17 protein-coding genes are annotated in these 21,643 nt (G+C 68.4%); 8 read left to right on the plus strand and 9 right to left on the minus strand.

Translation table 11 applies throughout. The features are described from left to right. The first annotated feature begins 143 nt into the window (after nucleotides 1-143). The 5 genes from K0B96_RS00830 (at nucleotide 144) to K0B96_RS00850 (ending at nucleotide 6,486) form a co-directional block, all read left to right on the plus strand. Nucleotides 144-2,270 (plus strand): ATP-binding protein, encoded by a 2,127-nt coding sequence (locus tag K0B96_RS00830; RefSeq protein WP_220162730.1) that lies wholly within the window; start codon nucleotides 144-146, stop codon nucleotides 2,268-2,270. Then, on the plus strand, nucleotides 2,267-2,683 hold the full coding sequence (locus tag K0B96_RS00835; RefSeq protein WP_220162732.1) for a response regulator: 417 nt from the start codon (nucleotides 2,267-2,269) through the stop codon (nucleotides 2,681-2,683). The genes K0B96_RS00830 and K0B96_RS00835 overlap by 4 nt, the downstream gene beginning before the upstream one ends. An 81-nt stretch (nucleotides 2,684-2,764) precedes the next feature. Then, nucleotides 2,765-3,049, plus strand: coding sequence for a hypothetical protein (locus K0B96_RS00840; RefSeq protein WP_220162734.1), 285 nt, complete (start codon nucleotides 2,765-2,767; stop codon nucleotides 3,047-3,049). Nucleotides 3,050-3,132: 83 nt separating this feature from the next. After that, nucleotides 3,133-4,290, plus strand: coding sequence for an MFS transporter (locus K0B96_RS00845; RefSeq protein ID WP_220162736.1), 1,158 nt, complete (start codon nucleotides 3,133-3,135; stop codon nucleotides 4,288-4,290). A gap of 111 nt (nucleotides 4,291-4,401) precedes the next feature. Then, nucleotides 4,402-6,486 (plus strand): heparinase II/III domain-containing protein, encoded by a 2,085-nt coding sequence (locus K0B96_RS00850; RefSeq protein ID WP_220162738.1) that lies wholly within the window; start codon nucleotides 4,402-4,404, stop codon nucleotides 6,484-6,486. Between the two features lie 21 nt (nucleotides 6,487-6,507). Here the strand turns inward: K0B96_RS00850 and K0B96_RS00855 are convergent, their stop codons facing one another. From K0B96_RS00855 to K0B96_RS00875, 5 genes are all read right to left on the minus strand, one after another. Beyond that, a complete protein-coding gene (locus K0B96_RS00855; protein WP_220162739.1) occupies nucleotides 6,508-8,508 on the minus strand; it encodes a DUF3999 domain-containing protein in 2,001 nt (666 codons plus the stop codon). Continuing rightward, the gene (locus K0B96_RS00860) at nucleotides 8,474-11,542 is read right to left on the minus strand and encodes a DUF2339 domain-containing protein (protein ID WP_220162741.1); all 3,069 of its coding nucleotides are present in this window, start codon (nucleotides 11,540-11,542) and stop codon (nucleotides 8,474-8,476) included. Before K0B96_RS00860 ends, K0B96_RS00855 begins: the two co-directional genes overlap by 35 nt. Nucleotides 11,543-11,672: 130 nt before the next feature. Beyond that, entirely contained in the window at nucleotides 11,673-12,488 is an 816-nt protein-coding gene (locus tag K0B96_RS00865; RefSeq protein WP_220162743.1) for a hypothetical protein, read from the minus strand. A gap of 50 nt (nucleotides 12,489-12,538) precedes the next feature. Continuing rightward, nucleotides 12,539-13,594: a glycosyltransferase family 9 protein gene (locus K0B96_RS00870; protein WP_220162745.1), complete on the minus strand. Its 1,056-nt coding sequence runs from the start codon at nucleotides 13,592-13,594 to the stop codon at nucleotides 12,539-12,541. Between the two features lie 149 nt (nucleotides 13,595-13,743). After that, nucleotides 13,744-14,877, minus strand: coding sequence for a PfkB family carbohydrate kinase (locus K0B96_RS00875; protein ID WP_220162747.1), 1,134 nt, complete (start codon nucleotides 14,875-14,877; stop codon nucleotides 13,744-13,746). A 78-nt stretch (nucleotides 14,878-14,955) separates the two neighbouring features. Here K0B96_RS00875 and K0B96_RS00880 point away from each other — a divergent pair, with 78 nt between their 5' ends. The 3 genes from K0B96_RS00880 to K0B96_RS00890 are packed head-to-tail and all read left to right on the plus strand — an operon-like array spanning nucleotide 14,956 to nucleotide 17,551. Continuing rightward, nucleotides 14,956-16,158, plus strand: a complete 1,203-nt coding sequence (locus tag K0B96_RS00880) for a hypothetical protein (protein WP_220162750.1) — start codon at nucleotides 14,956-14,958, stop codon at nucleotides 16,156-16,158. Next, nucleotides 16,155-16,571, plus strand: coding sequence for a YbaY family lipoprotein (locus K0B96_RS00885; RefSeq protein WP_220162752.1), 417 nt, complete (start codon nucleotides 16,155-16,157; stop codon nucleotides 16,569-16,571). Before K0B96_RS00880 ends, K0B96_RS00885 begins: the two co-directional genes overlap by 4 nt. Then, nucleotides 16,568-17,551 carry a D-2-hydroxyacid dehydrogenase gene (locus K0B96_RS00890; RefSeq protein WP_255558785.1) on the plus strand — a complete coding sequence of 328 codons (984 nt, stop codon included), beginning with the start codon at nucleotides 16,568-16,570 and terminating at the stop codon, nucleotides 17,549-17,551. Before K0B96_RS00885 ends, K0B96_RS00890 begins: the two co-directional genes overlap by 4 nt. A gap of 35 nt (nucleotides 17,552-17,586) precedes the next feature. Here the strand turns inward: K0B96_RS00890 and K0B96_RS00895 are convergent, their stop codons facing one another. From K0B96_RS00895 to K0B96_RS00910, 4 genes are all read right to left on the minus strand, one after another. Further along, nucleotides 17,587-18,429 (minus strand): GYF domain-containing protein, encoded by an 843-nt coding sequence (locus tag K0B96_RS00895; protein WP_220162754.1) that lies wholly within the window; start codon nucleotides 18,427-18,429, stop codon nucleotides 17,587-17,589. 141 nt (nucleotides 18,430-18,570) lie between these two features. After that, complete coding sequence (locus K0B96_RS00900; protein ID WP_220162756.1) at nucleotides 18,571-19,278, minus strand: RDD family protein; 708 nt, start codon at nucleotides 19,276-19,278, stop codon at nucleotides 18,571-18,573. Between the two features lie 31 nt (nucleotides 19,279-19,309). Continuing rightward, a complete protein-coding gene (locus K0B96_RS00905; RefSeq protein WP_220162758.1) occupies nucleotides 19,310-19,984 on the minus strand; it encodes a 3-keto-disaccharide hydrolase in 675 nt (224 codons plus the stop codon). Between the two features lie 133 nt (nucleotides 19,985-20,117). Continuing rightward, nucleotides 20,118-21,407, minus strand: coding sequence for a metal-dependent hydrolase family protein (locus K0B96_RS00910; RefSeq protein WP_220162760.1), 1,290 nt, complete (start codon nucleotides 21,405-21,407; stop codon nucleotides 20,118-20,120). Nucleotides 21,408-21,643 lie beyond the last annotated feature (236 nt).

Here is a 21,643-nt window from a genome sequence, read left to right on the forward strand (position 1 = left end):
GCGGGGCGTCGAAACCGCCGTGAGAGAGCGCGCGGGACGAGAGGGGTGAGCGTCGGCGGGCGAGCGGGTGATTTTCTGCGTTGCGGTGCAGGTTTTCCGCGGTTGGCTGGGCGGCAACTTGAGATCGAGACACCGGCGCTGCGATGTTATCCCGTATCCCCCGATTTGACCGGTATCCGGCTTGGGCGCGCCACGTGGTGGCCTTGGCAACCATGGGCGTGGCGCTGGCGTTGCGGATCGCGCTGGATCCGGCGCTGGGGGCGACGCTGCCGTTTGTGACGTTGTTTGGCGGCGTGGCGCTGGCGGTGTGGTTCAGTGGCTGGCCGGCGGCGGTGGTGGCGGCGATCGCGGGATATCTCGCGGCGGAGTATTGGCTCGGGGTGCCGCGCGGCGCATTTTCGCATGACGGGGCGTTGCTCTTGGGGAGTGCGTTTGCCTACACGATTTCGGCGGGGTTGATCATTGCGCTGGGCGCGGTCGCGCGGCGGTCGTTGCGGCAGGCGGAGCAGGATGGCGCGCGGCTGGAGCGGGAGGTCGCGGAGCGCTCGCATGTGCAGGCGCAACTCACGGTGGCCCGCGACGAGTTGCGCATCGATCTGGCGGACATGCAGCGGCTGCACGAGTTGAGTGCGCGATTGCTGGGCGAGGAGTCGTTGGAGACGATGCTGCAGGGCGTGTTGGAAGCGGCGGTCGCGCTGATGGGCGCGGACAAGGGCAACGTGCAGCTTTACGATCCGGAGACGAAGACGCTGAAGATCGTGGGGCAGGTGGGTTTCGACGAGGCATTCATGATCCAGTTCGGCCTGGTGCCGCTGGATTACTCGGTTTGCGGGAAGGCCCTGGCGCAAGGCGAACGCATCGTGGTGGAGGACGCCGCGCGCGATCCGCGGTTTGCGGAGCTGGCGGCGGATTTTGCGCGGCATGGATTCGTGGCGGTGCAATCGACGCCGCTGCGGGCAAGTTCGGGCGAGATTTTCGGGATGATTTCGACGCATTTCGCGCGGCCGCACCGGCCGGCGGAGCGGACGCTGCGGCTGATGGATTTGTATGCGCACTATGCGGAGCAGGTGGTGGAGCGCGGGCGGATCGAGGCGGCATTGCGCAGTCGCAGCGAGGAGTTGCAAGCGATGCTCGACAGCATGCCGGCGTTCGTGTGCATCGCGCTGGACGCGTCCTGCAACGTGATCATTGCCAACCACACGATGACCGAGGCGCTCGGCCTGCCGCCGGAGTGCAACATTTCGCAGGCGGGCGGCGCGGCGAGCTCCGTGCCGCTGCGCTATGTCGATGCGGACGATCAGCCGATGGACCGCGACGAGCTGCCGATGCGGCGGGCGGCGGCCACGGGGTTGCAGGTAAAAAACGCGGAGTTCGGGCTCGCCGTGGAGGGACGGCGACTGTGGCTCTCGGGCAATGCGACGCCGCTCTTCGCGGCGGACGGGGCGGTGCGCGGAGTGATTGCGGCCTTCATCGATGTGAGCGAGCGGCGGCAGGCGGAGACGGCGCTGCAACAGGCGCACGAGCTGTTGGGCGATCGCGCGAAGCATCTCGAGTCGCTGGTGGAGGCGCGCACCGCGAAGTTGATCGAGACGGTGGGCGAGCTGGAGGCGTTTTCCTACAGCTTGTCGCACGACCTGCGCGCGCCATTGCGCGCGATGCACGGGTTTTCGCAGTTGTTGCGCGAGGAGTGCGGGCCGTTGACGCCGGCGGCGCTGGATTATCTGCAACGCATCACGCGTTCGGCGGAGCGCATGGATCGATTGATCGTCGATGTGCTCAACTACAACCGCGTGGTCGCGAGCGGACCGGAGTTGACGCGCGTCGATGTGCAGGCGCTGTTGCGCGGGATCGTGGAGAGTTATCCGGGGCTGCAGGCGCTGGGCGACCGGCTGCAAATCGAAGGCGAGATTCCGCCGGTGCGGGGCAACGAGGCGGTGCTCACGCAGTGTTTTTCGAATCTGTTGACCAATGCGGTGAAATTTGTGGCGCCCGAGGTGCCGCCGGTCGTGCGGGTGTGGGCAGAGCGGCGCGGGGAACGGGTGAGGGTGTTCGTGGGCGATAACGGCATCGGCATTCCGCCGACGGCGCACGAACGGATCTTCCGCCTCTTCGAGCGGATGAGCAAAAACTACGAAGGCACGGGGGTGGGGCTCGCGATCGTGAAAAAGTCCGCGGAGCGCCTCGGCGGATCCGTCGGCCTGGAATCCGCGCCGGGCGCGGGGAGCACGTTTTGGGTGGAGCTGGCGGCGGCGCGGGAGGAGGAGGCATGAGCGCGGGGCTGATTCTCTACGCCGAGGATGACGAGAGTGACGCGTTTCTGCTCGACCATGCGTTTCGGCGGGCGGGCATCGAGGTGCCGCTGCACGTGGTGGCGGATGGCCGCGAGGCGATCGCGTATCTGGAAGGGCAGGGGCCGTTCGCGGATCGCGAGCGACATCCGTTGCCGCGGCTGCTGCTGCTGGATTTGAAAATGCCGGCGGTGAACGGCTTTGAAGTCCTGCAATGGATCGCGGGGCCGCCGCCGCGCGTGGTAATGCCGGCGGTGGTGTTGAGTTCGTCGGGGTTGGAGCAGGATCGGGAAAAGGCGCGGCGCCTCGGGGCGGCGGCGTATTATGTGAAGCCGGGCAAGCTCGACGAAATGGTCGCGCTCGCACGGGCGTTGAAGAACGAGTGGCTGAAATGAGCGGCGGACGGCGGTGACGCCGCGGGCGAGTTGTATGATTTCGATAACTGCGAGTATGGGTGGTTCATCAGTGACATCGCCGTGGCACTTTATGCTGCACTTTGGCGGGTGCCGGATCGCGCGCAGCGACCGGCGTTTGCGGAATGTTTCCTGCACGCGTTTTTGAAGGGTTACAGTCGGGAGCACCGCTTGCCCGAAGTGGAATGGGCGCGATTAAACGACTTTCTGCTGCTGCGCGATGTGTTGATCTACACGGTGGCGTGCAAGCAGCTCGATCGAAACAACCTCACGCCGTTGCAGGTTCGGCTTGGGGCAGAGCATCGGGAGCGCATCGCAAGCGGCACACCGATCGTGCGGGTGGGGTGACGTTGTGGGGCGCGCCGCCCACGACCGGGGCGGCGGGAAGCGAGGCGGGTTGCCAAGGGGGTGCGGGGCTGCTCCGTTGAGCGATGGTCGCTGCTCTTCGTCCCCGCTGGCTTACGGTGCTTTGTTATGGCGCGATGATGTGTCTCGCGATCGGGATCAATCTGCTGCCGGTTTTTCTCACGACGTTGAGTCACCGGCTGGGCGGCGCGGAGGGGTTGTCGAAGGAGCAACTGGGGCGGTTGGGGGCGATCGCGTTTGCGGGGCTGGTGGCGGCGATTTTGATCACGGGGCCGCTGGCGGATCGGTGGGGCGCGAAGACGTTTGCGCTGCTGGGCAACGCGCTCGTGGCGGTCAGTCTCGGGGCACTCGCGTGGGCGCCGGGCTATGGAGAACTGGCGGTGGCGCTCGGGGTGCTGGGGTTTGGCGCCGGCGTGCTGGACATGGTGCTGAGCCCGATCGTGGCGGCGTTGAATCCGACGCGCCGGTCGGCGGCGATGAACTGGCTGCATTCGTTTTATTGCGTGGGTGCGGGGCTGACGATTCTTGCGGGCACAGTGGTGCTGAGCCTGGGCGGCGGGTGGCGCGCGGCGTGTTTGTGGCTGCTGCCGTTGCCGGTGGGATTGCTGGTGGCGTTTGCGCCGTTGCGTTTTCCCACGCTGACGGCGGAGGGCGGCCGGATGGGGTTGCGGGTATTGGTGCGGCAGCGGTGGTTTGTCCTCGCGCTGGCGGCGATTTTTTTGGGCGGCGCGACGGAGCTGGGGCTTGCGCAATGGCTGCCGGCGTATGCGGAAACGTCGCTCGGCTACGCGGCGTGGGTGGGAGGCGGAGCGCTGCTGGTGTTCTCCGTGGCGATGGCGGTGGGGCGGATGATCGTGGGTGTGGCGGGGCCGCGGTGGGATCCGTTTCGCGTGATGGCGTGGGGGTGCGGGACCTCGGTGGGACTGTTTTTGCTGGGCGCATTTCTGCCATGGCCGGGCGGGGCGCTGGCGGCGTGCATCGCGGCGGGACTGACGGGGAGTTGCCTGTGGCCGACGATGCTGGCGGTGACGGCGGATCGCTACCCGGAGGGCGGGGCGACGATGTTTGGCGCGCTGGCGGCGTTGGGAAATGCGGGTGGCATCGTGATGCCGTGGCTGGTGGGTTGGATCGCGGATGCGAGCGATCTCGCGTGGGGCATTGCGATTTCGGCGGTGGCGCCGGCGGCCATGCTGCCGCTCGTGCTGGTGTTGCGCCGCCGGTGAGGTGACGCGGCACGGGGATGAGCGAAGATCGATGGCGCGGAAAAGAGCGCCTCCCGAGCGGAGGCAAGAGCGGGGTGGAAGTGCGGGAAAAATTCAGAAAGGGTGCGCGCGATGAACCCCTCTTCTGATTCCGCAACGAAGCGTGGCGTGACGCGCCGGAAGTTTTTGCAAGGCAGCCTGGGCGCGGGCGCGCTGGTGGCGTTGGGACGGCCGGGGAAATTGAGCGCGACGGTGGCGGCCGGTGACGCCGCGACCGGGTGGGCGCCGACGAGTGGCGGAGTGCGGCGGGGGCTGGTGTTCGACGACGCGGATGGGCCGCGGATTCGGGCGACGCTCGCGCGGCCGGAGTTCGCGGCGTTTTGGGCGTCGTCGACCGGCGCAGACCTCGCGGCGGATACGCGTTTCCTCACGGACGAACTCGACCTGACGAAGCGCAACACGCACCTGTTGCGGGCGACGGCGATTTTGCAGCGCACGGCGTTTACGCAGGCGATCGCGCCGGAGGAGCGGCAACTGGCGCTCGCGAGGCTGGCGTATCGGCGCGTGATGGATTTCCCGCGGTGGGACTGGATTCTGGAAGACGGGAAGTTTCCGGTGGGCGTGATGCGCGGGGCGTCGACCGGGATTGCGGTGATTTGCGCGCTCGACTGGCTGGGCGATGCGTTGGGCGACGGGGCGCGGGAGGCGGTGGTGCGGCGGGTGGGCGAAGAGATGGGGCCGGCGGGATTTCGCGCGGTGGGCGGGATGACGCACCATGAGCCGATGCCGCACTGGTCGATGGATCCGGTGGTGAGCGATATTGATCACGTGGATGTGAGCCGCTGGCCGGAGGTGCTGAATCACACGAATCTGCGGATCATCGCGACGTCGGGGCTCGCGGCGGCGGCGTGTTTTTTGAAAGGGCGGCATCCGGACGCGGAGAAGTGGTTTGAGTTGAGTCGCGACAGTCTGCGGCGGTTCGCGGGCTGGATGCCGGCGGACGAATCGTTTCCGGAGGGGCCGGGGTATTGGGGGTTCACGTTCACCTACTATCTGCTCGCGGTGGAAATGTTGCGGCGGACGTGGGGCGCAGACGAGCGGGCGGTCTTGGATTTTCCAACGATGGCGCGCTACACTTTGGCGGCGGCGATGCCGACGTTGGCGCGGCCGGACGATTGTGTGAACATCGGCGATGCGAACACGGCAGCATCGGTGAATCCGCTCGCTTGGATCGCGCGGGAGTTTCGCGATTCGACGGCGCAGGCGCAGGTGGTGCGGCCGGGGTTGATGGGCGCGGGGGATTTTCAATGGGCGGCGATCTGGTTCGACGCGACGGTGCCGCCGCGGATCGCGCCGGATGTGACGCTCGATCGCGAGGTGGCGCCGGGGCTGGTGTTATCGCGTTCCGGCTGGGCGCTGGAAGATCGCGTGGTGTGTCTGCGCAGCGGCGGGCCGGTGAACCACGAGCATGCGGATCGCAACAGCGTGCTGTTCGCGGCGTGGGGCGAGCGGTTGATCAACGATCCGTTGCACGCGAGTTACTCGGTGAGCAACCCGCTGTGGTTGCTGCGGCAGACGGAGGCGCATTCGGCGGTGCTGATCGATGGGCGCGGCCACGCGTATCATCACGGCGAGGAAGGCGTGAACGCGTCGAAGGCGAGCGCGACGCTGCTCGATCACCGCGTCGCGCACGACTGGATGCGCGCGACGAGCGATGCGACCGACGCGTACCGGCTGGCGGGATTGCCGGTGCAACGCGTGGTGCGGACGATCGTGTTTTTGAAGACGGGGCTGCTGATCGTGTTCGATGCGGTGGATCTCACGGAGGCGAAGACGGTGGAGGTGCGTTTCCAGGCGTATAACGACGACCGGCGCGGACAGGTGTCGGCGGCGGGGGCGACGTTTGCGATCGAGCGGCCGGGCGCGGTGTTGCATGGGCGCGTGGCGGCGGAGGGCGAAGTGCAGGTGGTGAGCGGGCGGCTCGATCTGCCGGCGACGGTGGGCGTGTATCCGTTTGCGGCGGTGCGCGCGGTGGCGGCTACGCGGCAGCGGATCGTGACGGCGGCATCGGCGATTCGGCGCGGAGGCGCCGCGGATGCGTTGCACTGGAGCCGCGTGGGAAAGACGTGGCGGCTCACCGGGACGCACGCGGGCCAGGCGTTGCGGCTGACGATCGAGGAGCGCGCGGAGACGGCGGTGCCGATCGTGGTGATGTGAGCGGCGGAGCGGCGGGGCTAACTACGTTGCCCGGGGCGCGGGCAGGAGTTTTGCGACGATCAACAGCAGCACGACCACGACGAGACCGAGCACGAGCCAGAAGACCAGTCCGCCGCGGAGGCCGCTCGCGACGCGCGCGGGCCAGCCGTCATCGCGGGCGGTTTCCTCGGGGCCGAGGGGCACGGGAGATTTGTCGGCAGCGATCAGTTGCGGGGCGGCGAGATCGAGATCGTAGCGCGGCGGGGACGCGGCGGGGTTGCCGTAATAGAGCTGCACCGGACCGGCGTCGGCGCGGAAGAGCAGACGCACAACGGCGTGGTCGGCGGCGACGCGGTCGAGGGCGAGCGCGCGGTTGTCGCCGTTGTCGGTGGAGAGCATGAGCGTGCGCGTGGCGAGGCGTTGGGGAAGCGCGATGACGAGATCCGTCGGGCTCGAATCGGGGGCGCGGCGCCATGGCACGGTGGCGAGGGTGACGACGCGCGGTCCGCGGTCGGAGGGGATTTCTTCGCGGAGATAAAGCGTGCGATCGAAGACGGCCGTGGACGCGGCGAGCGTGAGGTGGCGCAGTGGCAGCGATGACTCGGGCAAGGTGAGGAGCCAGCGGCTCAGGGACGGATGTTGTTCGTCGGACGCGGCGGTGACGTTGACGGCGACGGGGCGGAGCAGATCGGGGCGGTCGAGAAGATAGGGAATCTGGCGGCGGTCCTGCACGAGGCGGAGATCGCCGAGGTCGTCGCGCGTGTGAGCGAGCGCGGGCAGATCGAGTTCGAGTTGAAAAACGCCTTCGGTGGCGAGGTCGACGGCGCGGCGATAGCGCCAGGCGGAGGGATCGAGCGGGGCGCCGGTGAGGGGGACGGTGGCGAGGGGAGCGGGGGCGTCGAAGTCGGGATTGTCGGCGAGGGGCGTGACGGCGGGTTTGACGAGGCGGGCGGCGGGCAGATCCGCGGCGAAGGCCGTGACATCGTAGTGCGGCGCGGCGATGCCGGGATGACCGGTAAGCAGCGTGTGCGCGCCGGCGCGATCGGTGCGGAACACGAGCCAGACGGGGCGGCGGAAAATGCGCACGTGGTCGAGCGCGAGCGGCGGACTGTCGCCGTTGGTGATGCGCAGGTGGAGTTCGCGCGAGTCGGCGGTGAAGTTGAGGGGAAAGCGCACGGGCGGCGCGGTGTTGGCGATGGGCGGACGGGAGAGTTCGCCGGCGGCCTCGACGCGGTCGGAGGCGCGGCCATCGCGCAAGGCGGGCGTGACGGCGCGGATGGCGCGGCGAAACTGCGGGGTGGAAATCGTGAACTCAGCGGCGGCGAGGGGCAGATGGCGGGCGCCGAGGTCGAGCGTGAGCGCGGTCTCGCCGACAAATTCTTCGCGGTGCGTGAGACGGGCGTCGAGTGGAAGGGCGAACTCGCCGTCGCTCGCGGCGAGCACAAGCGTGACGTTGGAAAAGGCGACGGGGGCGGAGGTGGTGTCGTCGAGCGTGACGCGGAGGAACGCGGCGGAGCGAGCGTCGAGCGGGAGTTGCAGCGACTCGGTGCCGGCGCGGCGGAAGACGGGTTGGCCGGTTGCGACGGTGGTCCACGTGCGGCCGTCGGGTGAGGCTTCGAGCGTGGCGGATTTGAGAAACGAGCGTTCGGGGGACGTGAGGCGCACGGCGTCGAGCGGCGCGGTGGTGCCGGTGACGACGGTGAACGCGGTGGCAGTGCGGGTGAGCTGGATGCGGATGTCGGCGGGCGCGCGGAGCGTGGCGGTCGTGGCGCCGGGGATGTCGATCACGTAGGGGAGTTCGCGTCCGTCGGGATCGAGCAGGCGCAAGTCGGCGAAGCCGGGGCGCGAGCGGTCAATCGTGTCGAGCGGGAGGGCGAGGCGCACGAAGCCGGGGTGTTCGAGAGAGAACGCCTGCCGGTATTTCCATGCGGTGGCATCGAGCGGCGCGGCGACGCCGGTGGACGCGGACGCGGCGAGGACCGCGAGCGCGAGGAACGGAAGGAAGCGGTTACGCGACGGGCGGAGGCGGCGGGTTGTCCACATGGCTGGGGCGAAAACGGTGATAGGCGAAGGAAGCGAGGATGGCGATGACGGCGACGGCGAGGAGCGCGCCGATGCGGTAGAGCTGACCGAGGCGCGCGAGGTCGTGCGCGTAGAGTTTGACGAGCGCGGCGCTGAGCAACGCGATGGCGGCGTAGCGACCGGCGCGGATGTTGCGCCAGAGACTGCCGACGAGGAGGCCGAAGGCGAAGAGCGCCCACGCGATCGTGTAGGTCATGTCGCGCGCGAAATGGCCGGAGAATTGAAACGTGAGCACGCGCTGGCCGGGCGCGGTGAAGAAATCGGCGATCTCGACATTGAGGAGAAGAAAACCGAGCACGACGGCGAGGCCGTGAAACAGGGGCGCGAGCGAAGCACCGAGGATGCGTTGGCCGGAACGGGTGAGGAGGCGGGCGCTGAGCACGAGACAGACGATGACGTCGGCGTAAGCGTAAAGATACCAGTTGAGGAGCGGAGCGGAGGCACGAGCGTGGTAGTGCAGGACGGCGGGGTTGAACGCGAGGCGGGCGAACGCGGCGAGCAGCAAGGCGGCGCCGACGAGATGCAGGCCGGGATGCGGCACGCGGCGGTAAAGCCAGAAGAGCGCGAGGCCTTCGAGCGCCCAGCCGATCGTGATCCACTGCCGGTCAAATTGAATCGGGAAAACGAGGGTGATGAACAGCAACGCGACGCCGCCGAACCAGGCGAGCTGGTTGAGACGCGCGGAGGTCGGGGACGTTGACGAATCGGCGGGAGCCGCCAGCGGCGGGGCGGGTCGGGCGCGCACGAGCACGACGAGACTCGCGAGCGGCGCGAGGGTGAACACGAGGGGAAGGAGGCCCATGACGGCGTTGGGCCAGGCGAGTTTCACGAGCAGGTAAACGAGCGGAAACTGGGCGACGCCGACGAGTGCGGCGGTGGCCCACGGGCCGGTGGCGGCGCGAAAGCGGCCGCGGAAAAGAAACGGAAAGACGGCGAACAACGCGTAGAACAACGCATACCACGCGAGCGGCGTGGTCGCGCCGGGCGCGGCGGCCCAGCGCTGGTGCCAGAGGTATTCGACGCCGGCGATGCCGATCAGCGCGCAGAGCGGCAGCCACGCGAGCGTGAAGATCCAGGCGACGCCGAGCGTGAGCACCGCGAGCAGCAACGCGCCGCCGAAGAGTGGCGACGGGTCCGCGAGTGGGAGGCGTTGGCTCATGAGCATGAGAAGGACGAACGGCAGCAGCGCGGAGAACGCGGGGATTTGTGCGCGGGCATCGCCGAAGATGGCCGTCCACGCGGAGGGCGTGGGGATTTCCTGGAGACGTTCGCCGGCGCGGCGCCAGAGCAGGAGGCCGAAGGCGAAGAAAAACCCGACGAAGACGCCACCGACGAGCAGGAGCGAGGGGACGGACGTGGCAGCGACGGGGAGTTGAAAAATCCACGCGGCGGCGGCGGCGAGCGTCAGGACGAGCACGAGACCGAGGGCGAGAATCGTGGCGCTGAGAAACGCGAAGACGACGGCCAGCGCGTCGACGAGGAGAACGCACGGCCAGAAGAGCCACGAGAGCGCGTCGCGCTGAAAGAGCGGCACGAGCATCAGCAGCAGCGTGACGGCGGGGAAAAACTGACTCCACGCGGTGGGGCGGCTGGCGGGCGAGCGACGTACGAGGAGGAGGGGAAACGCGGTGTGAAACGCGGCGAAGACGACGTAGGCCGCGAGGGCGGGACGGAGCGGGGCGACCGCGATGTGGTTGAGCGTCCAGATGGCGAGCAGCAGGAAAACGACGGCGCCGGCGATGAGGTGGAGTTGCGCCATGGCTTCGTCGCGCCAGGTGAGCGCGAGCAGGCAGGCGTCGAGGGCGAAGATAAATGCGAAGAGCAGGGCGGGTGCGGCGGCGAAGGCCGGCCCGGTGACAAGGAACAGGACGAAGCCGAATTGGAGCAGCGGAAATCCGGCGGCGGTCGCGGTGAGGAGCGGCGAGGCGCGGCGGAGGCGGCGCGCGGCGACGTGGGCGAGTTGGAAGAGCACGCTGAAGCCGACGCCGACGATTGCGAGGACGAGGAGCTTTTCCGGCGCGAAGAATTTGGTGAACCAAGCGACCTCGAGCGCGAGCGTGCCGGCGGCGCCGAGGGGCGCGAGAAACGCCCAGCGTCGCTGGAGGACGACGGCGAGCAGACCGACGTCGAGGAGCGCGAGATAGGAGAAGAGGCCGACGGGGTTGTCGTGCCCGGTGGAGATCACGACGGGCGTGAGAAAGCCGCCGAGCAGACCGAGGAGGGCGACGACTTTGGCGTCGAGTCGGATGGCGAGAAGAAACGCGACGGCGGTGATGAGCGCCATCAGGCCGAAGGTCGGGAGCGCGCCGAAGAACACGAAGTGGTAGATCGCGTGGCAGGAAAACGTGACGGCGTAGAGACTGACGATGCCCGCGGCGCAGAGCGTGTGTGCGGGGATGCGATAGCGCGGACTGCGGATTTTCAGGCCGGTGACGACCAGCACGACGCTGGCGAGGAAGCCGAGCGAGACGCGCACCTCCGGCGGGATGAGGTCGTGTTCGAACGAGTATTTGACGAAGAACGCGATGCCGAGAAAGAGGGCGAGACCGCCGAGCCAGGCGAAGAGTTTGGCGCCCATGAATTGCTCCCAGTCGATGGCGAGGCGGGGGCGGGTGGGCGGCGTGGCGGCCGCAGTGACCGTGACGGGCGAGAGTTTGGTCGGCGCGAGGACGGGTGGTGATGTCGGAGTCGACGCGGCCGTGGATGCGGGAAAGGGCGCGGCGATGGGCGCGGGCGGCCGAGGAGTTGAGGGAGCGGCGGGAGGAGTTGGTGTTGGCGACGCGACGGGAACGGCGACGGTGGGCGGGGTGGCAGCGGGTGCGGAGGCGGACGCGGGAAATTGGCGGAGGCGGACGAGTTGTTGCTCGACTACGGTGAGGCGGAGATCGAGCTCGCGTTGACGCTTGCGGTCGCGATTGGAGCGCACGATCGCGACGATCGGAAGCACCAGAAGAAAAACGAGCAGGACCAGAATCAGAACGAGAACGGCTTCCATGGGGCGGGGCGGGCCAGTTCTCCCATCAAGGGGCGAAGCGGGCAAGCCCGCGCGTCAAGGGCGCAAAACGTACCATGCAGAGCGCGAGCAAGCTCGCTGGCCTACGACCAACGGCAGCGCGCCGGGTCGGTCACGGCACGAGATACAATTCGACCAGCACCTCGCCGGCGTCGGGCGAACGCGCGAGCGCGGTGTAGGTGCCAGGCGGAAGGATCACGAGCAGCGCGGCATCCTTCGAATTTTGCGCGAGCGGAAAGGCGCCCGCTGCGGCGAAGGCATGTTCGAAGTCAGCGGGGGTCGGGACGAATCCAGCGTCGGGGGCCGGCGTCGGCACGGACCAATCGTCATTGCTGGCGAGCACAGTCGCGCCGGAATGAAGTTCGAGCGAGACATCGCTCACGGCGTCGGTGACGCCGTAGTTTGCGAGCGTCGGTCCCACGGCACGGAGGAGGCAAAGGCGGGGGTGGTCGCCTTGAATGATGAAACCGGCGATGCTCGGTGTGGTGGCGTTGACCAGACTGCGGGCGGAAAGATTGGAGGCGTGGCCGCCGTCGACGAGCGGGCTGACCCCGAACAAAGTGTCGGGAAAAGGTGAGGAATGGAAAGAGCCCGAGCCGGAGGTTGGAGTATCGAAAGTGAGCGGATAAGGGCGCAAAGTTTCACCAGGAAAGCTAAGCGCGATTGTGGCTGTGTCGTCCGGATTGACCGTGTAGGTGTAAGTGCCGATTCGCAGCGGTAAATCTGATCCCAAGGATCCATCGTGGTGATAAAGGTCATAGCAACTGCCGTCGGACTGGAGAAAAACTTCCCGCTGTTCGGATGGGCGGCCGGAGTTGTAACTAAAAACCAAGTTGCCGACGGAGGCGGGCGGCGGCACGGCGGCGGCGAGGGAAATGGTGAGGCCGATGAACAAGGCGAGCAGGGCAGGGCGGTTGGGGCAGCTCATGGTGGCGGAAGCGTGATTCGGGGTGAGAGGGAAGTGGAGAGACTTTGGCTCTACGCTGCGGGCAGTTGAGTGAGATGCGCGAGCCACCGGGAGAGGCGGGGCCAGACCTGGTCGGCGCCGATGCCGGTGAGGCAGAAGGGTTCGGCGAAATGGCAGTGATCGAAACAGGGTTTGTGCGGGCAGGCGAGTCCCTCGACCCACGCGGCTTGCGGATGGTCGGGCGCGAAGAGCTCGGGGACTTGCGGGCCGAAGAGCGTGAAGGTCGGCACGCCGCAGAGCGCGGCGATGTGGCCGGGGCCGGAGTCGTTACCGAGAAACGCGGCGCCGCTGGAGAGCGTGTCGATGAGGTCGTCCATGCTCGTGACGACGCGCGCGGAGGCTTCGTTGAGGGCGCGCCAGGCGGCGAGTTGCGGCGGATCGCAGAGGACCAGCGGTGCCCAACCGTGCGCGCGGAGGCGCGCGAGGAGGTCGGCGTAACGAGGGAGCGGCCACACGCGAATGGGCTGCGAGGCGCCGCTGTGCAGCACGAGGCGGCGCGGCGCGGCGGGCGGGCGCAGGCGGGGGCGTTGCGCGGGCCACGGTGGAAGGCCGAGGCGCGCGGCGACGTGGCGCCAGGCGGCGGGGCGATGGACGTGGCCGGCGCCGCCGAGGTTGTCGTCGAGCAGCCAGCCCGCGCGGCCGTGGCCGTAGCCGAGGAGACGGCGCGGGCGCACGAGGCGGAGAAACATGTGGTCGCGCGCGATGGGCCAGATGGAGGTCGCGGCGGTGAAGCGGCGGGCGCGGAGTTGGCGGAGCAGGCCGAAGAGGAGCGTCCACGGCCAGCGTTGCACGGGCGGGCCGGAGAACAGCGCCCACGGGGCGACGCAGGGAATCAGTTCCACGTCGGGGACGAAACGATGGAGGAGACCGGCGGCGTTGGGCGGGGCGAGGAGCGTGACGTCGAAGTGCGTGAGGGCGGATTGGAGAAACGGAATCAGGATCGCGATGTCGCCGGTGCCGCGGAGTTCGGCGACGAGCAGGGTCGGCCGCCCGGAGGTGGGCGCGCGGGAGAGGAGTGTCGGCGAAGGGGCGGCGGGGCGGACGTGGAAATCGGATACGGCGCTCAAGGAGGGAAGGGTAAGCGGGCGTGTCGCCTGAGACAAGCGACGCGGCACGGGGAAACGGAGGCGGGCAAGTGGTAACCGGTTGAGTTACTTGGCGGCCAGTCGGGAGAGACTCGGGCGCGGCGGAGGAGAGGAAGGTGCAACCTCTTCGGTTACGCGTTGAGGCGCGCGGGAAAAAGGAGGCGGCGCAGGTGAGGGGTGGTGGCGGTGCCGGTGGTGCCGAGTTGGTGGACGACGAGCGAGGCGGCGGCTTGGGCGAGCGTCATGGCCTCATGGATCGTCGCGTCGGCGGCGAGGGCCAGCGCGAGCGTGGCGGTGACGGTGTCGCCCGCGCCGACGATGTCGATGGGACCGCGGACGGGGAGGGCGGGAACGTGGGCGGCGACGATGGACGAAGCGGACGGGAGGGTTGGTCGGGTGGTGGGCGGCGTGGCGGGTGCGGCGCCGATGATGCCGTGTTCGGCGAGCGTGATGAAGACCGGCTGGCCGTGGCGCGCGGCGAGGGCGCGCGCACCGGCGAGACGTGGCGCGAACGGGATGGCGGACGAGGAAGGTTCAACGTTGGGGCTGGCGGGAAGATCGGAGGGCGAAGGCGCGGGCGGGAGGGCGGCGGCGAGCGCGGCGAATTCGGCGGCGTTCATTTTCCAAGCGCAGGCGGGGAAACGGGCGAGGCCGTGGCGGCTGTCGGCGAGGACGACGAGGCGTGGAAGCGCACGAGTGATTTCGGCGAGGGCCATGAGCACGGAGTCGGTGATCGCGCCGCAGCCGGCGACGCCGGCTTGGTCCATCACGATGAGGACATCGAGCTGGTCGGCGAGGGCGCGCAGGGCCGCGATGAGCTGAGCTTCGAGCGGGGCGGGAAGGGGCGTGGTGTCTTTGAGGTCGAGGCGGGAAAGTTCTTCGGGCGCGGCGCCGGGTCGCGGGAGGAGCGGTTTGGTGTAGGTGAAAGTGTGACGCGCGGGCGAGGTAAGGAAGGCGGCGAGGGAGACGCCGGGGATGCGTTGGAGCGCGCGGCGGAGTTCGAAGCCCTCGCCGTCGTCGCCGCAGTAGCCGAGGGGAAAAAGCGCGGGTGCGCCGAGCGCGGCGGCGTTGGCGAGGATGTTGCCGGCGGCGCCGGGCTGGCAGCGGACGCGCAGGATGTTGTGCACGGGGCGGCCGGTTTCGAGGGAGGTTTCCTCGCGCGCGGGATCGAGGTCGAAGTAGCGGTCGAGGGAAAAATCGCCGATGACGCCGACGCGGAGGCGGGCGAAACGGGCGGTGAGGGCGTCGAAGCGGGCGGGGGTCACGCGGGGACGGAAACGAAACGCGCGGGGGGTCGCAATCGCGCTTTGCTTCGGTGGGGGGCGTGGGCAGTGTGGCGCGCCATGGCGGCGAACAGCGGGCTGAGCGGGGAGTTCAAGGCGGCGACGATGCGGGGCGCGGCGGGGTTTTTCCGCGTGGCGCAGCATCGGTCGGGCGCGTGGTGGCTGATCGATCCGGCAGGCGAGCCGTGGTGGGGGCGGGCGGTGAATGGCGTGGACGCGGCGGCGGACGCGGGGCCGGAGCATCCGGTGGCGCAGTTGCGGCGGTGGGGAGCCAACGCGCTCGGCGCGGGCGCGGCGGCGGAGTTGCGTGGCGACGGGCTGCCGTTTCTGGCGAACGCGGATTTTTGCGCGGCGGGGGCGGTGATCCGGGGGAGCCGCGTGGTGTTGCCGGATGTGTTTGATCCGGCGTGGGCGCGCGCGGCGCGGACTCACGCCGCGGCGAAAGGGGCGGATTTGGCGGGGCGGACGGATGTGCTGGGTTGGTTGACGGATACGGGGATCGAATGGGGCGAGACGGCGGCGAGCGGGCGGCCGATGTTGTTGCAAACGTGTCTGAGTCTGGAGCCGGGTTTCGCGGCGTATCATGCGGCGTGGGAATTTGTGCTGGCGGGGCACGGCGGGCGGATCGAACCGCTCGCGCGGGCGTGGCAGGTGCCGCTGGCGAATCGGGAGGGCGTGCGGGAATTGACGCGGGGCGACCGGGGCATCGGATCGCGCGGGTACCTGCGGGACGAGGCGCGCTGGGCGCGGGAGTTTGCGCGGCGCTACTTCATGCTGACGTCGGCGGCGTTGCGGGCGGCGGTGCCGGAGCATCTGATTTTTGGCGCGCGGGCGCGGCGGGGGAGCGATCCCGCGGTGCGGCGCGAGGCGGTTTATCCGGCGGTGGATGTGACGTGCGGGCGGGCGGATGAAGTGGGGTTGGGGGCGACGGGGCCGGTGTGGGTGGATGGATTTTCGTGGGCGAAGGAAGCGTTTTGGGCGGCACCGACGGCGAGACGGGCGCGGAAGTCGACGAGCGTGGAGCGCATGATGCGGCAGGGGCGCGCGGCGCTGGAGCAACTGGCGCGGCATCCGGCCGTCGTGGGTTTCGCCTGGAGCCGCTGGCGCGACGAGCCGGCGGAGCAGCCGCCGTTTGCGCAGGGCCTCGTGCACACGAACGGGGTGGAGGCGCGCGAGCACACGGAGTTGCTCACGGAGGTGAATCTTCGCGCGGAAAACTTGCGACGCGCGGCGGGCGCGGGCAAGGTGGCCGAATGTCGATGAGAACGCTGCGTCTGCTCCTTGGTGCGGCCACCGCCCTGTGGTGGGCGGGCTGCACGACGCCGAAGAAAACGCCGCCGGTCGTGGACCAGCTGACGCTGGCGGGGCACGTGCTGACGACGGACAATTCGGCGTTGCCGGACGATGCGGTTTTGACGGTGCGGTTGCTGGACGTGTCGTCGCCCGATGATCCGGCGGGCGTGGTGGCGGAGCAGAGCACGTCGGCTTCGGGGCGGCCGCCGATCGGGTTCATGCTGCGATATCGTCCGGCGGAAGCGGAGCGCGGACATCGGTTCGTGTTGGATGCGCGGATCGAGTCGATGGGGAAGTTGCGTTACTATTCGCTGAAGCCGCAGCCGGTGAAACTCGACGGGACGGAGGGGCCGCACGAATTGCTGGTGGCGCCAGCGAAATGAGCGGCGGGCTGACGATCTGGAGCAACATGAGGTTGCGGCCGTCGGCGCGGGCCGAGCTGGAGCAAGCGCTCGCCGCCATGCCGCATCGCCTCGTGTGGTCGCAACAGATGTCGAACAACGTGCACACGGATGCGCGCAGCGACGCGGCGTTGGCGGAGGCGGATGTGGCGTTTGGGCAGCCGGATCCGCGGCAGGTGATGGCGGAGCAGCGGCTGCGCTGGCTCGCCGTGACGGCAGCAGGCTACACGCGCTACGATTTCGAGGCGTTCAAGGAAACGTTGCGGGCGCGTGGGGCGGCGATGACCAACGCCTCATCGGTGTTTGCGGATCCGTGCGCGCAGCACGTGCTGGCGATGATGCTGGCGTTGAACCGGGGTTTGCTGGAGGCGCACGCCACGCAGATTGGCGAGCGGGCGTGGTCGTATGTGGAGCAGCGTTACGCGTGTCGCCTGCTGACGGGGCAGACGGTGGTGCTGCTCGGGTATGGCGCGATCGGGCGGCGGCTGGCGGAGCTCTTGGAGCCGTTTGGGATGACCCTTTACGCGGTGCGGCGGCAGACGCGCAGCGAGGTGGGCGTGCGCATCGTGCCGGAGGAAAAATTGAGCAGCGTGCTGCCCCTCGCGGATCACGTGGTGAACGTGCTGCCCGACAACGAGAGCACGCGGCATTATCTGAATGCGCGGCGGCTGGCGTGTCTGCGGCCGGGGGCGCGGCTTTACAACGTGGGGCGCGGCGCGACGGTGGACCAGGCGGCGTTGATCGCGGCGGCGCGCGAGGGGCGCCTCGGCGCAGCGTATCTCGACGTGATGGAGCCGGAGCCGTTACCGCCGGAGCACGCGTTGTGGGATACGCCGAATATCCATATCACGCCGCACATCGCGGGGGGGATGGGCGACCAGGATGAGAAGCTCGTGCGGCATTTTCTCGCCAACCTCGCCGCGTGGGAGAAGGGCGGCGCGCTGACGGATCGGGTGGTGTGAGCCGCGGAGGAACGAGAACGATTGAAGCGGTGAGGTCAGGCGCGGGGCGGCGGATTGCAGAGGCGTTCGTAGGCGACGGTGACGGCTCCGATCGCGATCGGCATCGTGATGAAGAGGCCCACAAACAAAGCGAGCACGCCGGCGGCACCGATGATCGCGCCGAGAATCAGCAGGAAAAACACGCGCCACCATTGCGCGGTGATCACGCGGCGGCTGACTTCCAGCGCATCCCAGAAAGGAAGTTTTTTGTCCACGATCAGCAGGAGCGCGAAACTATACGCGACGGCCAGATAGATGCCGGGCAAGATGAGGAGGACAAAGCCGAGGGCGACGAGCGCGTAGGTGACGGCGGTGGCCAGGGCGAGGGGAATGAACGCCACACTGAAGCCGGAAAACGCGTCGCCCAGAGTCGCAGTGTGCCCGCGGAGTTTTTTGAGATAAAAGGCGTAGAGGCCGCCGTAGAAGACGCCGCTGAGGAAGAACGTCACGAACCATTTGAGGACGGGAATCACGCTGGCGACCAAGGTGACCAGAAGAACGACGGTGGTGACGCCGACGATGCCCCAGAAGTCGCTCTTCAGCAGTTCCCAACTGCGTTCGAAACAGGAGATGACGTCGATCTTCGCGGCGCGGGCGATGAGATCGGCGGCGTAAGCGCGATAGTCGGAGGGCGGCGGCACGGAGGCCGGTGTGTCGTGGGCCAAGGGTGTGGCCGGCGTGCCGAATTCGGCGAAGTCACCAAGGCGGCGCCACTCGACTTCGCGGTCGCGGCGGGCTTTCGTGTCCAGTGTGGCGCGGCCCGCGGCAATCCAAGCGCGCACTTGCTCCGCCGTCACGGGGCCGTATTCGCGGCCATCGCCGCCGATGATGGTGAACATGCGCGGAGGAGAGCGTTTCGGTCGGGGCGCGTCAATCGCCGCGCGGGTGAGCGGGTCGGCGGGTTGCAGCGCCGGTGAGCCAATCCGTTGAGTCGCGAAAGGGGCGCAGCAACGTGAACGAGAAGCCGGCGGGGGCGCGGCTCAGGTGTGGGAGGGTTCGTCGAGGACGGCGCCGGACGCGAGGCAGCGCACGACTTTGGTGTCGGCGATGAGGTCGTGGAGGCAGCGTTTTTGCGGGCCGAAAATGAACAGCACGTCGATGATCGAAAAGAAACTGCCGAGGAACGGGATCATGCCGAGAAGGCCGGGCAGGATCCAACGCAGGAGGGCGGCGTGCGTGAAACCGGTGGGGGCACTGTCGCGATAACGCACGATGCGGATGCCGAGAAGGAGTTTGCCGAGGGACTGGCCGCGACGGCTGAGCAACACGACTTGCACGGCAAAGAGGACGAGTCCGCCGATCAGGAAGGCGCCACCGGCGGACGCGAGGGCGGTGGAATCTTCGCTCGCGAGGCTGCCTTGGCGGTTGGTGAGGATTTCCGCGAAGCGGGCGAAACCGACGAGGCGGATCGCCGGCAGGAGGCAGAGGAACGCAAAGAGCGTGTCGAGGATGGCAGCGGCGAGGCGGGTGCTGCGGTTGGCGAGCGGCAGGGCGGCGGCGATGAGTGGCGGAAGCTCGCCGGCGCGGGTGAACAGCTCGGGAAAATCTTCGAGTGGCCGCCAGTCGGTTTCGCCGTCGCGGCGCACGAGCGTATCGGCATTGGCACGACCGGCGGTGACCCATTCCTGGATTTGTTTAGCCGTCACGGGGCCATACTCCTGCCCGTCGCCGCCAATTATAGTAAACATAGGCGCAGGAGAACGAGCGCGGCGCGGAGCGTCAATGACGAGAGAGGAGCGGCTCAATCGAGAGGCGGCGGAGGGCGTAGGGCGTGCCTTCGAATTGGAAACCGATGTGGCCGGCGGCGGGATTGCTGCGGGTGATGCGGTTTTGCAGCACGCCGTTGACGGTGACCTCGACGGTGCCGTCGCGGCAGACGATGTCGCAGGTGTTCCACTCGCCGACAGGGTTCTCACTGTCGGCGGCAACGTGGGTGAGGAGCGGCGTCGGGGCGTCGGGTGGCGTGGAAAGCGCCTCGGCGAAGGTGGCGCCGGCCATGGGCAGGAGGTCGCCGGCGTGCGTGTGCTTGGTCTGGATCTGCAGGCAGCGCGGCCAGAGGTGGCGATCGAGGGGGCCGGTCGCGATGTGTACGAGGATGCCGCTGTTGCCGGGCTTCGCCGTCCAACGCCATTCGGCGTGAAGATGAAAGTTGGTGTAGGTGGCGGTGGATTGCAGGTAACCGAGCGGCGCGCCGGCGAGCGTGAGCACGCCGTCGGCAGCGAGGGAGCTGACGGAGGAAAGGGCGGTGGGATCGGGAGAGAGGAACGTCCAGCCGGCGAGCGCAGAGTCGGCGAGGAGGCGTTGGGGCGGCGGAGGCGGCGCGGTATTTTCGGCGGCGGGGAGCGTGCAGGGGACGATGAGGGCGGTGGTCAGGAGGAGGGAGAGGAAACGCATGGGCTGAGGCGAGGAAGGGCGGAGCCGAGGGGGAGGAAGGAAACGCTGACGCGTTGCGCTATACGAATGACGAATGACGAATGACGGATGACGAAGGGCGAAGGGTGGAGCGCTGACGCGGGCGAGGCGGGCGCTATTGTTTATAGATGATGCCGCCTTTCATCACGAAGGCGACGTGCATGACCGCGTTGATGTCGGCGAGCGGGTCGCCGTTGACCGCGACGAGATCGGCGAATTTGCCGGGCTCGACGGAACCGAGATCCTTCTCGGCGCCGAGGAGGCGCGCGGCGGAAATCGTGCCGGCCTGGATCGCTTTCATCGGCGGGAGGCCGGCACCGACCATGTAGATGAACTCGCGGGCGTTTTCGCCATGCGGGCCGACGCCCATGTCGGTGCCAAAGGCGATCTTCACGCCGGACTCGTAAGCGTGGCGGAAGGCGGCGTCCATTTGCGCGCCGATGACGAGGGCTTTCGGGCGGATGATGTCGGGGAAGAAACCGGGCGTCTGCGCTTTGTCGTGGACCCAGTGGCCGGCGGTGAGCGTCGGGACATACCAAGTGCCGCGCTCCTTCATGAGGCCGATGTCGGTGTCGTCGAGGTAGGTGCCGTGTTCGATGGAATCGACGCCGGCGAGCACGGCGCGGCGGATGGCTTCGGTGCCATGGGCGTGGACGGCGACCTTCAGTCCGTATTCGTGTGCGGTGGTGACGACGGCGCGCAGTTCATCGTCCTGCATTTGGGGGTTGTCGCCGCTTTTTTCCATGCTGAGCACGCCGCCCGAGGCCATGATTTTGATGACGTCGACGCCGTCTTTATAGTGTTGGCGCACGGCGCGGCGGGCGGCGTCGGGGCCGTCGATGACATTGGGCGAGACGAGTTTTTCCATGACCTCGTCGTTGAAGCCGTCGGTGGGATCGGCGTGGCCGCCGGTGGTGCCGATCGGCGCGCCGGCGGTGAAAATGCGCGGGCCGTCGACCCAGCCGCGGGCAATGGCCTTTTTGAGCGCGAGAGTGGAGTTATGGTTATCGCCGAGGTTGCGGACGGTGGTGAAGCCGGCGAGGAGGGTGAGCCTGGCGTAATGCGCGGCGCGGAGGGCGTAGTCGCCCGGGTTGAGATAAAAGCCTTCGGTGAACGCCTGCGGGTTGATCTGCGAATCGAGGTGCACGTGGCAGTCGATCCAGCCGGGCATGACCGTGGCGTGCGTGAGGTCGACGACGGTGTCGCCGTTGGCGGCGGGAGTGAAACCGTCGGCGAGGGCGGCGATGCGCTCGCCCTCGATGACGACGGTGACGCGGGAACGGGGCGTGGCGGAGAGTCCATCGATGAGGGAACCGCAGTGCACGAGGGTGCGCGCGGGCAGCAGGGCGGCGGAGCAGGCAAGAGCGGCGGCGAAAAGCGCGCCGCGGCGGGGCAGGGGAAGCATGGGCGATGGTATGAGGGCGGCGCGGGTGGGGCGCAAACGCTTTGGGTGCGAACGGCGGCTCGGGCGGCAGCCGGCAACGCGGACGAAGACGTGTCATCGCCGGCGGGCCGGTGGGCTTGGGGCGGTGAAGAGGTGCCATCCGTGCGGGAGCGCCGATCGCGGGGCGCGACGGACTGCGGACGCGTTTGCGGCGATCAGGATTGTCGCGCGGCGAGCGATGGGTTTGCTCGCGGGGC

It is taken from the genome of Horticoccus luteus (assembly GCF_019464535.1).
Taxonomy (GTDB): Bacteria; Verrucomicrobiota; Verrucomicrobiia; order Opitutales; family Opitutaceae; genus Horticoccus; species Horticoccus luteus.

Bases quoted from the DNA above. Each gene is read 5' to 3' on its own strand.
- K0B96_RS00830 (WP_220162730.1), top strand. From the start codon at position 144: ATGTTATCCCGTATCCCCCGATTTGACCGGTATCCGGCTTGGGCGCGC.
- K0B96_RS00835 (WP_220162732.1), top strand. From the start codon at position 2,267: ATGAGCGCGGGGCTGATTCTCTACGCCGAGGATGACGAGAGTGACGCG.
- K0B96_RS00845 (WP_220162736.1), top strand. From the start codon at position 3,133: ATGGTCGCTGCTCTTCGTCCCCGCTGGCTTACGGTGCTTTGTTATGGC.
- K0B96_RS00850 (WP_220162738.1), top strand. From the start codon at position 4,402: ATGAACCCCTCTTCTGATTCCGCAACGAAGCGTGGCGTGACGCGCCGG.
- K0B96_RS00855 (WP_220162739.1), bottom strand. From the start codon at position 8,508: ATGTGGACAACCCGCCGCCTCCGCCCGTCGCGTAACCGCTTCCTTCCG.
- K0B96_RS00860 (WP_220162741.1), bottom strand. From the start codon at position 11,542: ATGGAAGCCGTTCTCGTTCTGATTCTGGTCCTGCTCGTTTTTCTTCTG.
- K0B96_RS00865 (WP_220162743.1), bottom strand. From the start codon at position 12,488: ATGAGCTGCCCCAACCGCCCTGCCCTGCTCGCCTTGTTCATCGGCCTC.
- K0B96_RS00880 (WP_220162750.1), top strand. From the start codon at position 14,956: ATGGCGGCGAACAGCGGGCTGAGCGGGGAGTTCAAGGCGGCGACGATG.
- K0B96_RS00885 (WP_220162752.1), top strand. From the start codon at position 16,155: ATGAGAACGCTGCGTCTGCTCCTTGGTGCGGCCACCGCCCTGTGGTGG.
- K0B96_RS00890 (WP_255558785.1), top strand. From the start codon at position 16,568: ATGAGCGGCGGGCTGACGATCTGGAGCAACATGAGGTTGCGGCCGTCG.
- K0B96_RS00895 (WP_220162754.1), bottom strand. From the start codon at position 18,429: ATGTTCACCATCATCGGCGGCGATGGCCGCGAATACGGCCCCGTGACG.
- K0B96_RS00900 (WP_220162756.1), bottom strand. From the start codon at position 19,278: ATGTTTACTATAATTGGCGGCGACGGGCAGGAGTATGGCCCCGTGACG.
- K0B96_RS00905 (WP_220162758.1), bottom strand. From the start codon at position 19,984: ATGCGTTTCCTCTCCCTCCTCCTGACCACCGCCCTCATCGTCCCCTGC.
- K0B96_RS00910 (WP_220162760.1), bottom strand. From the start codon at position 21,407: ATGCTTCCCCTGCCCCGCCGCGGCGCGCTTTTCGCCGCCGCTCTTGCC.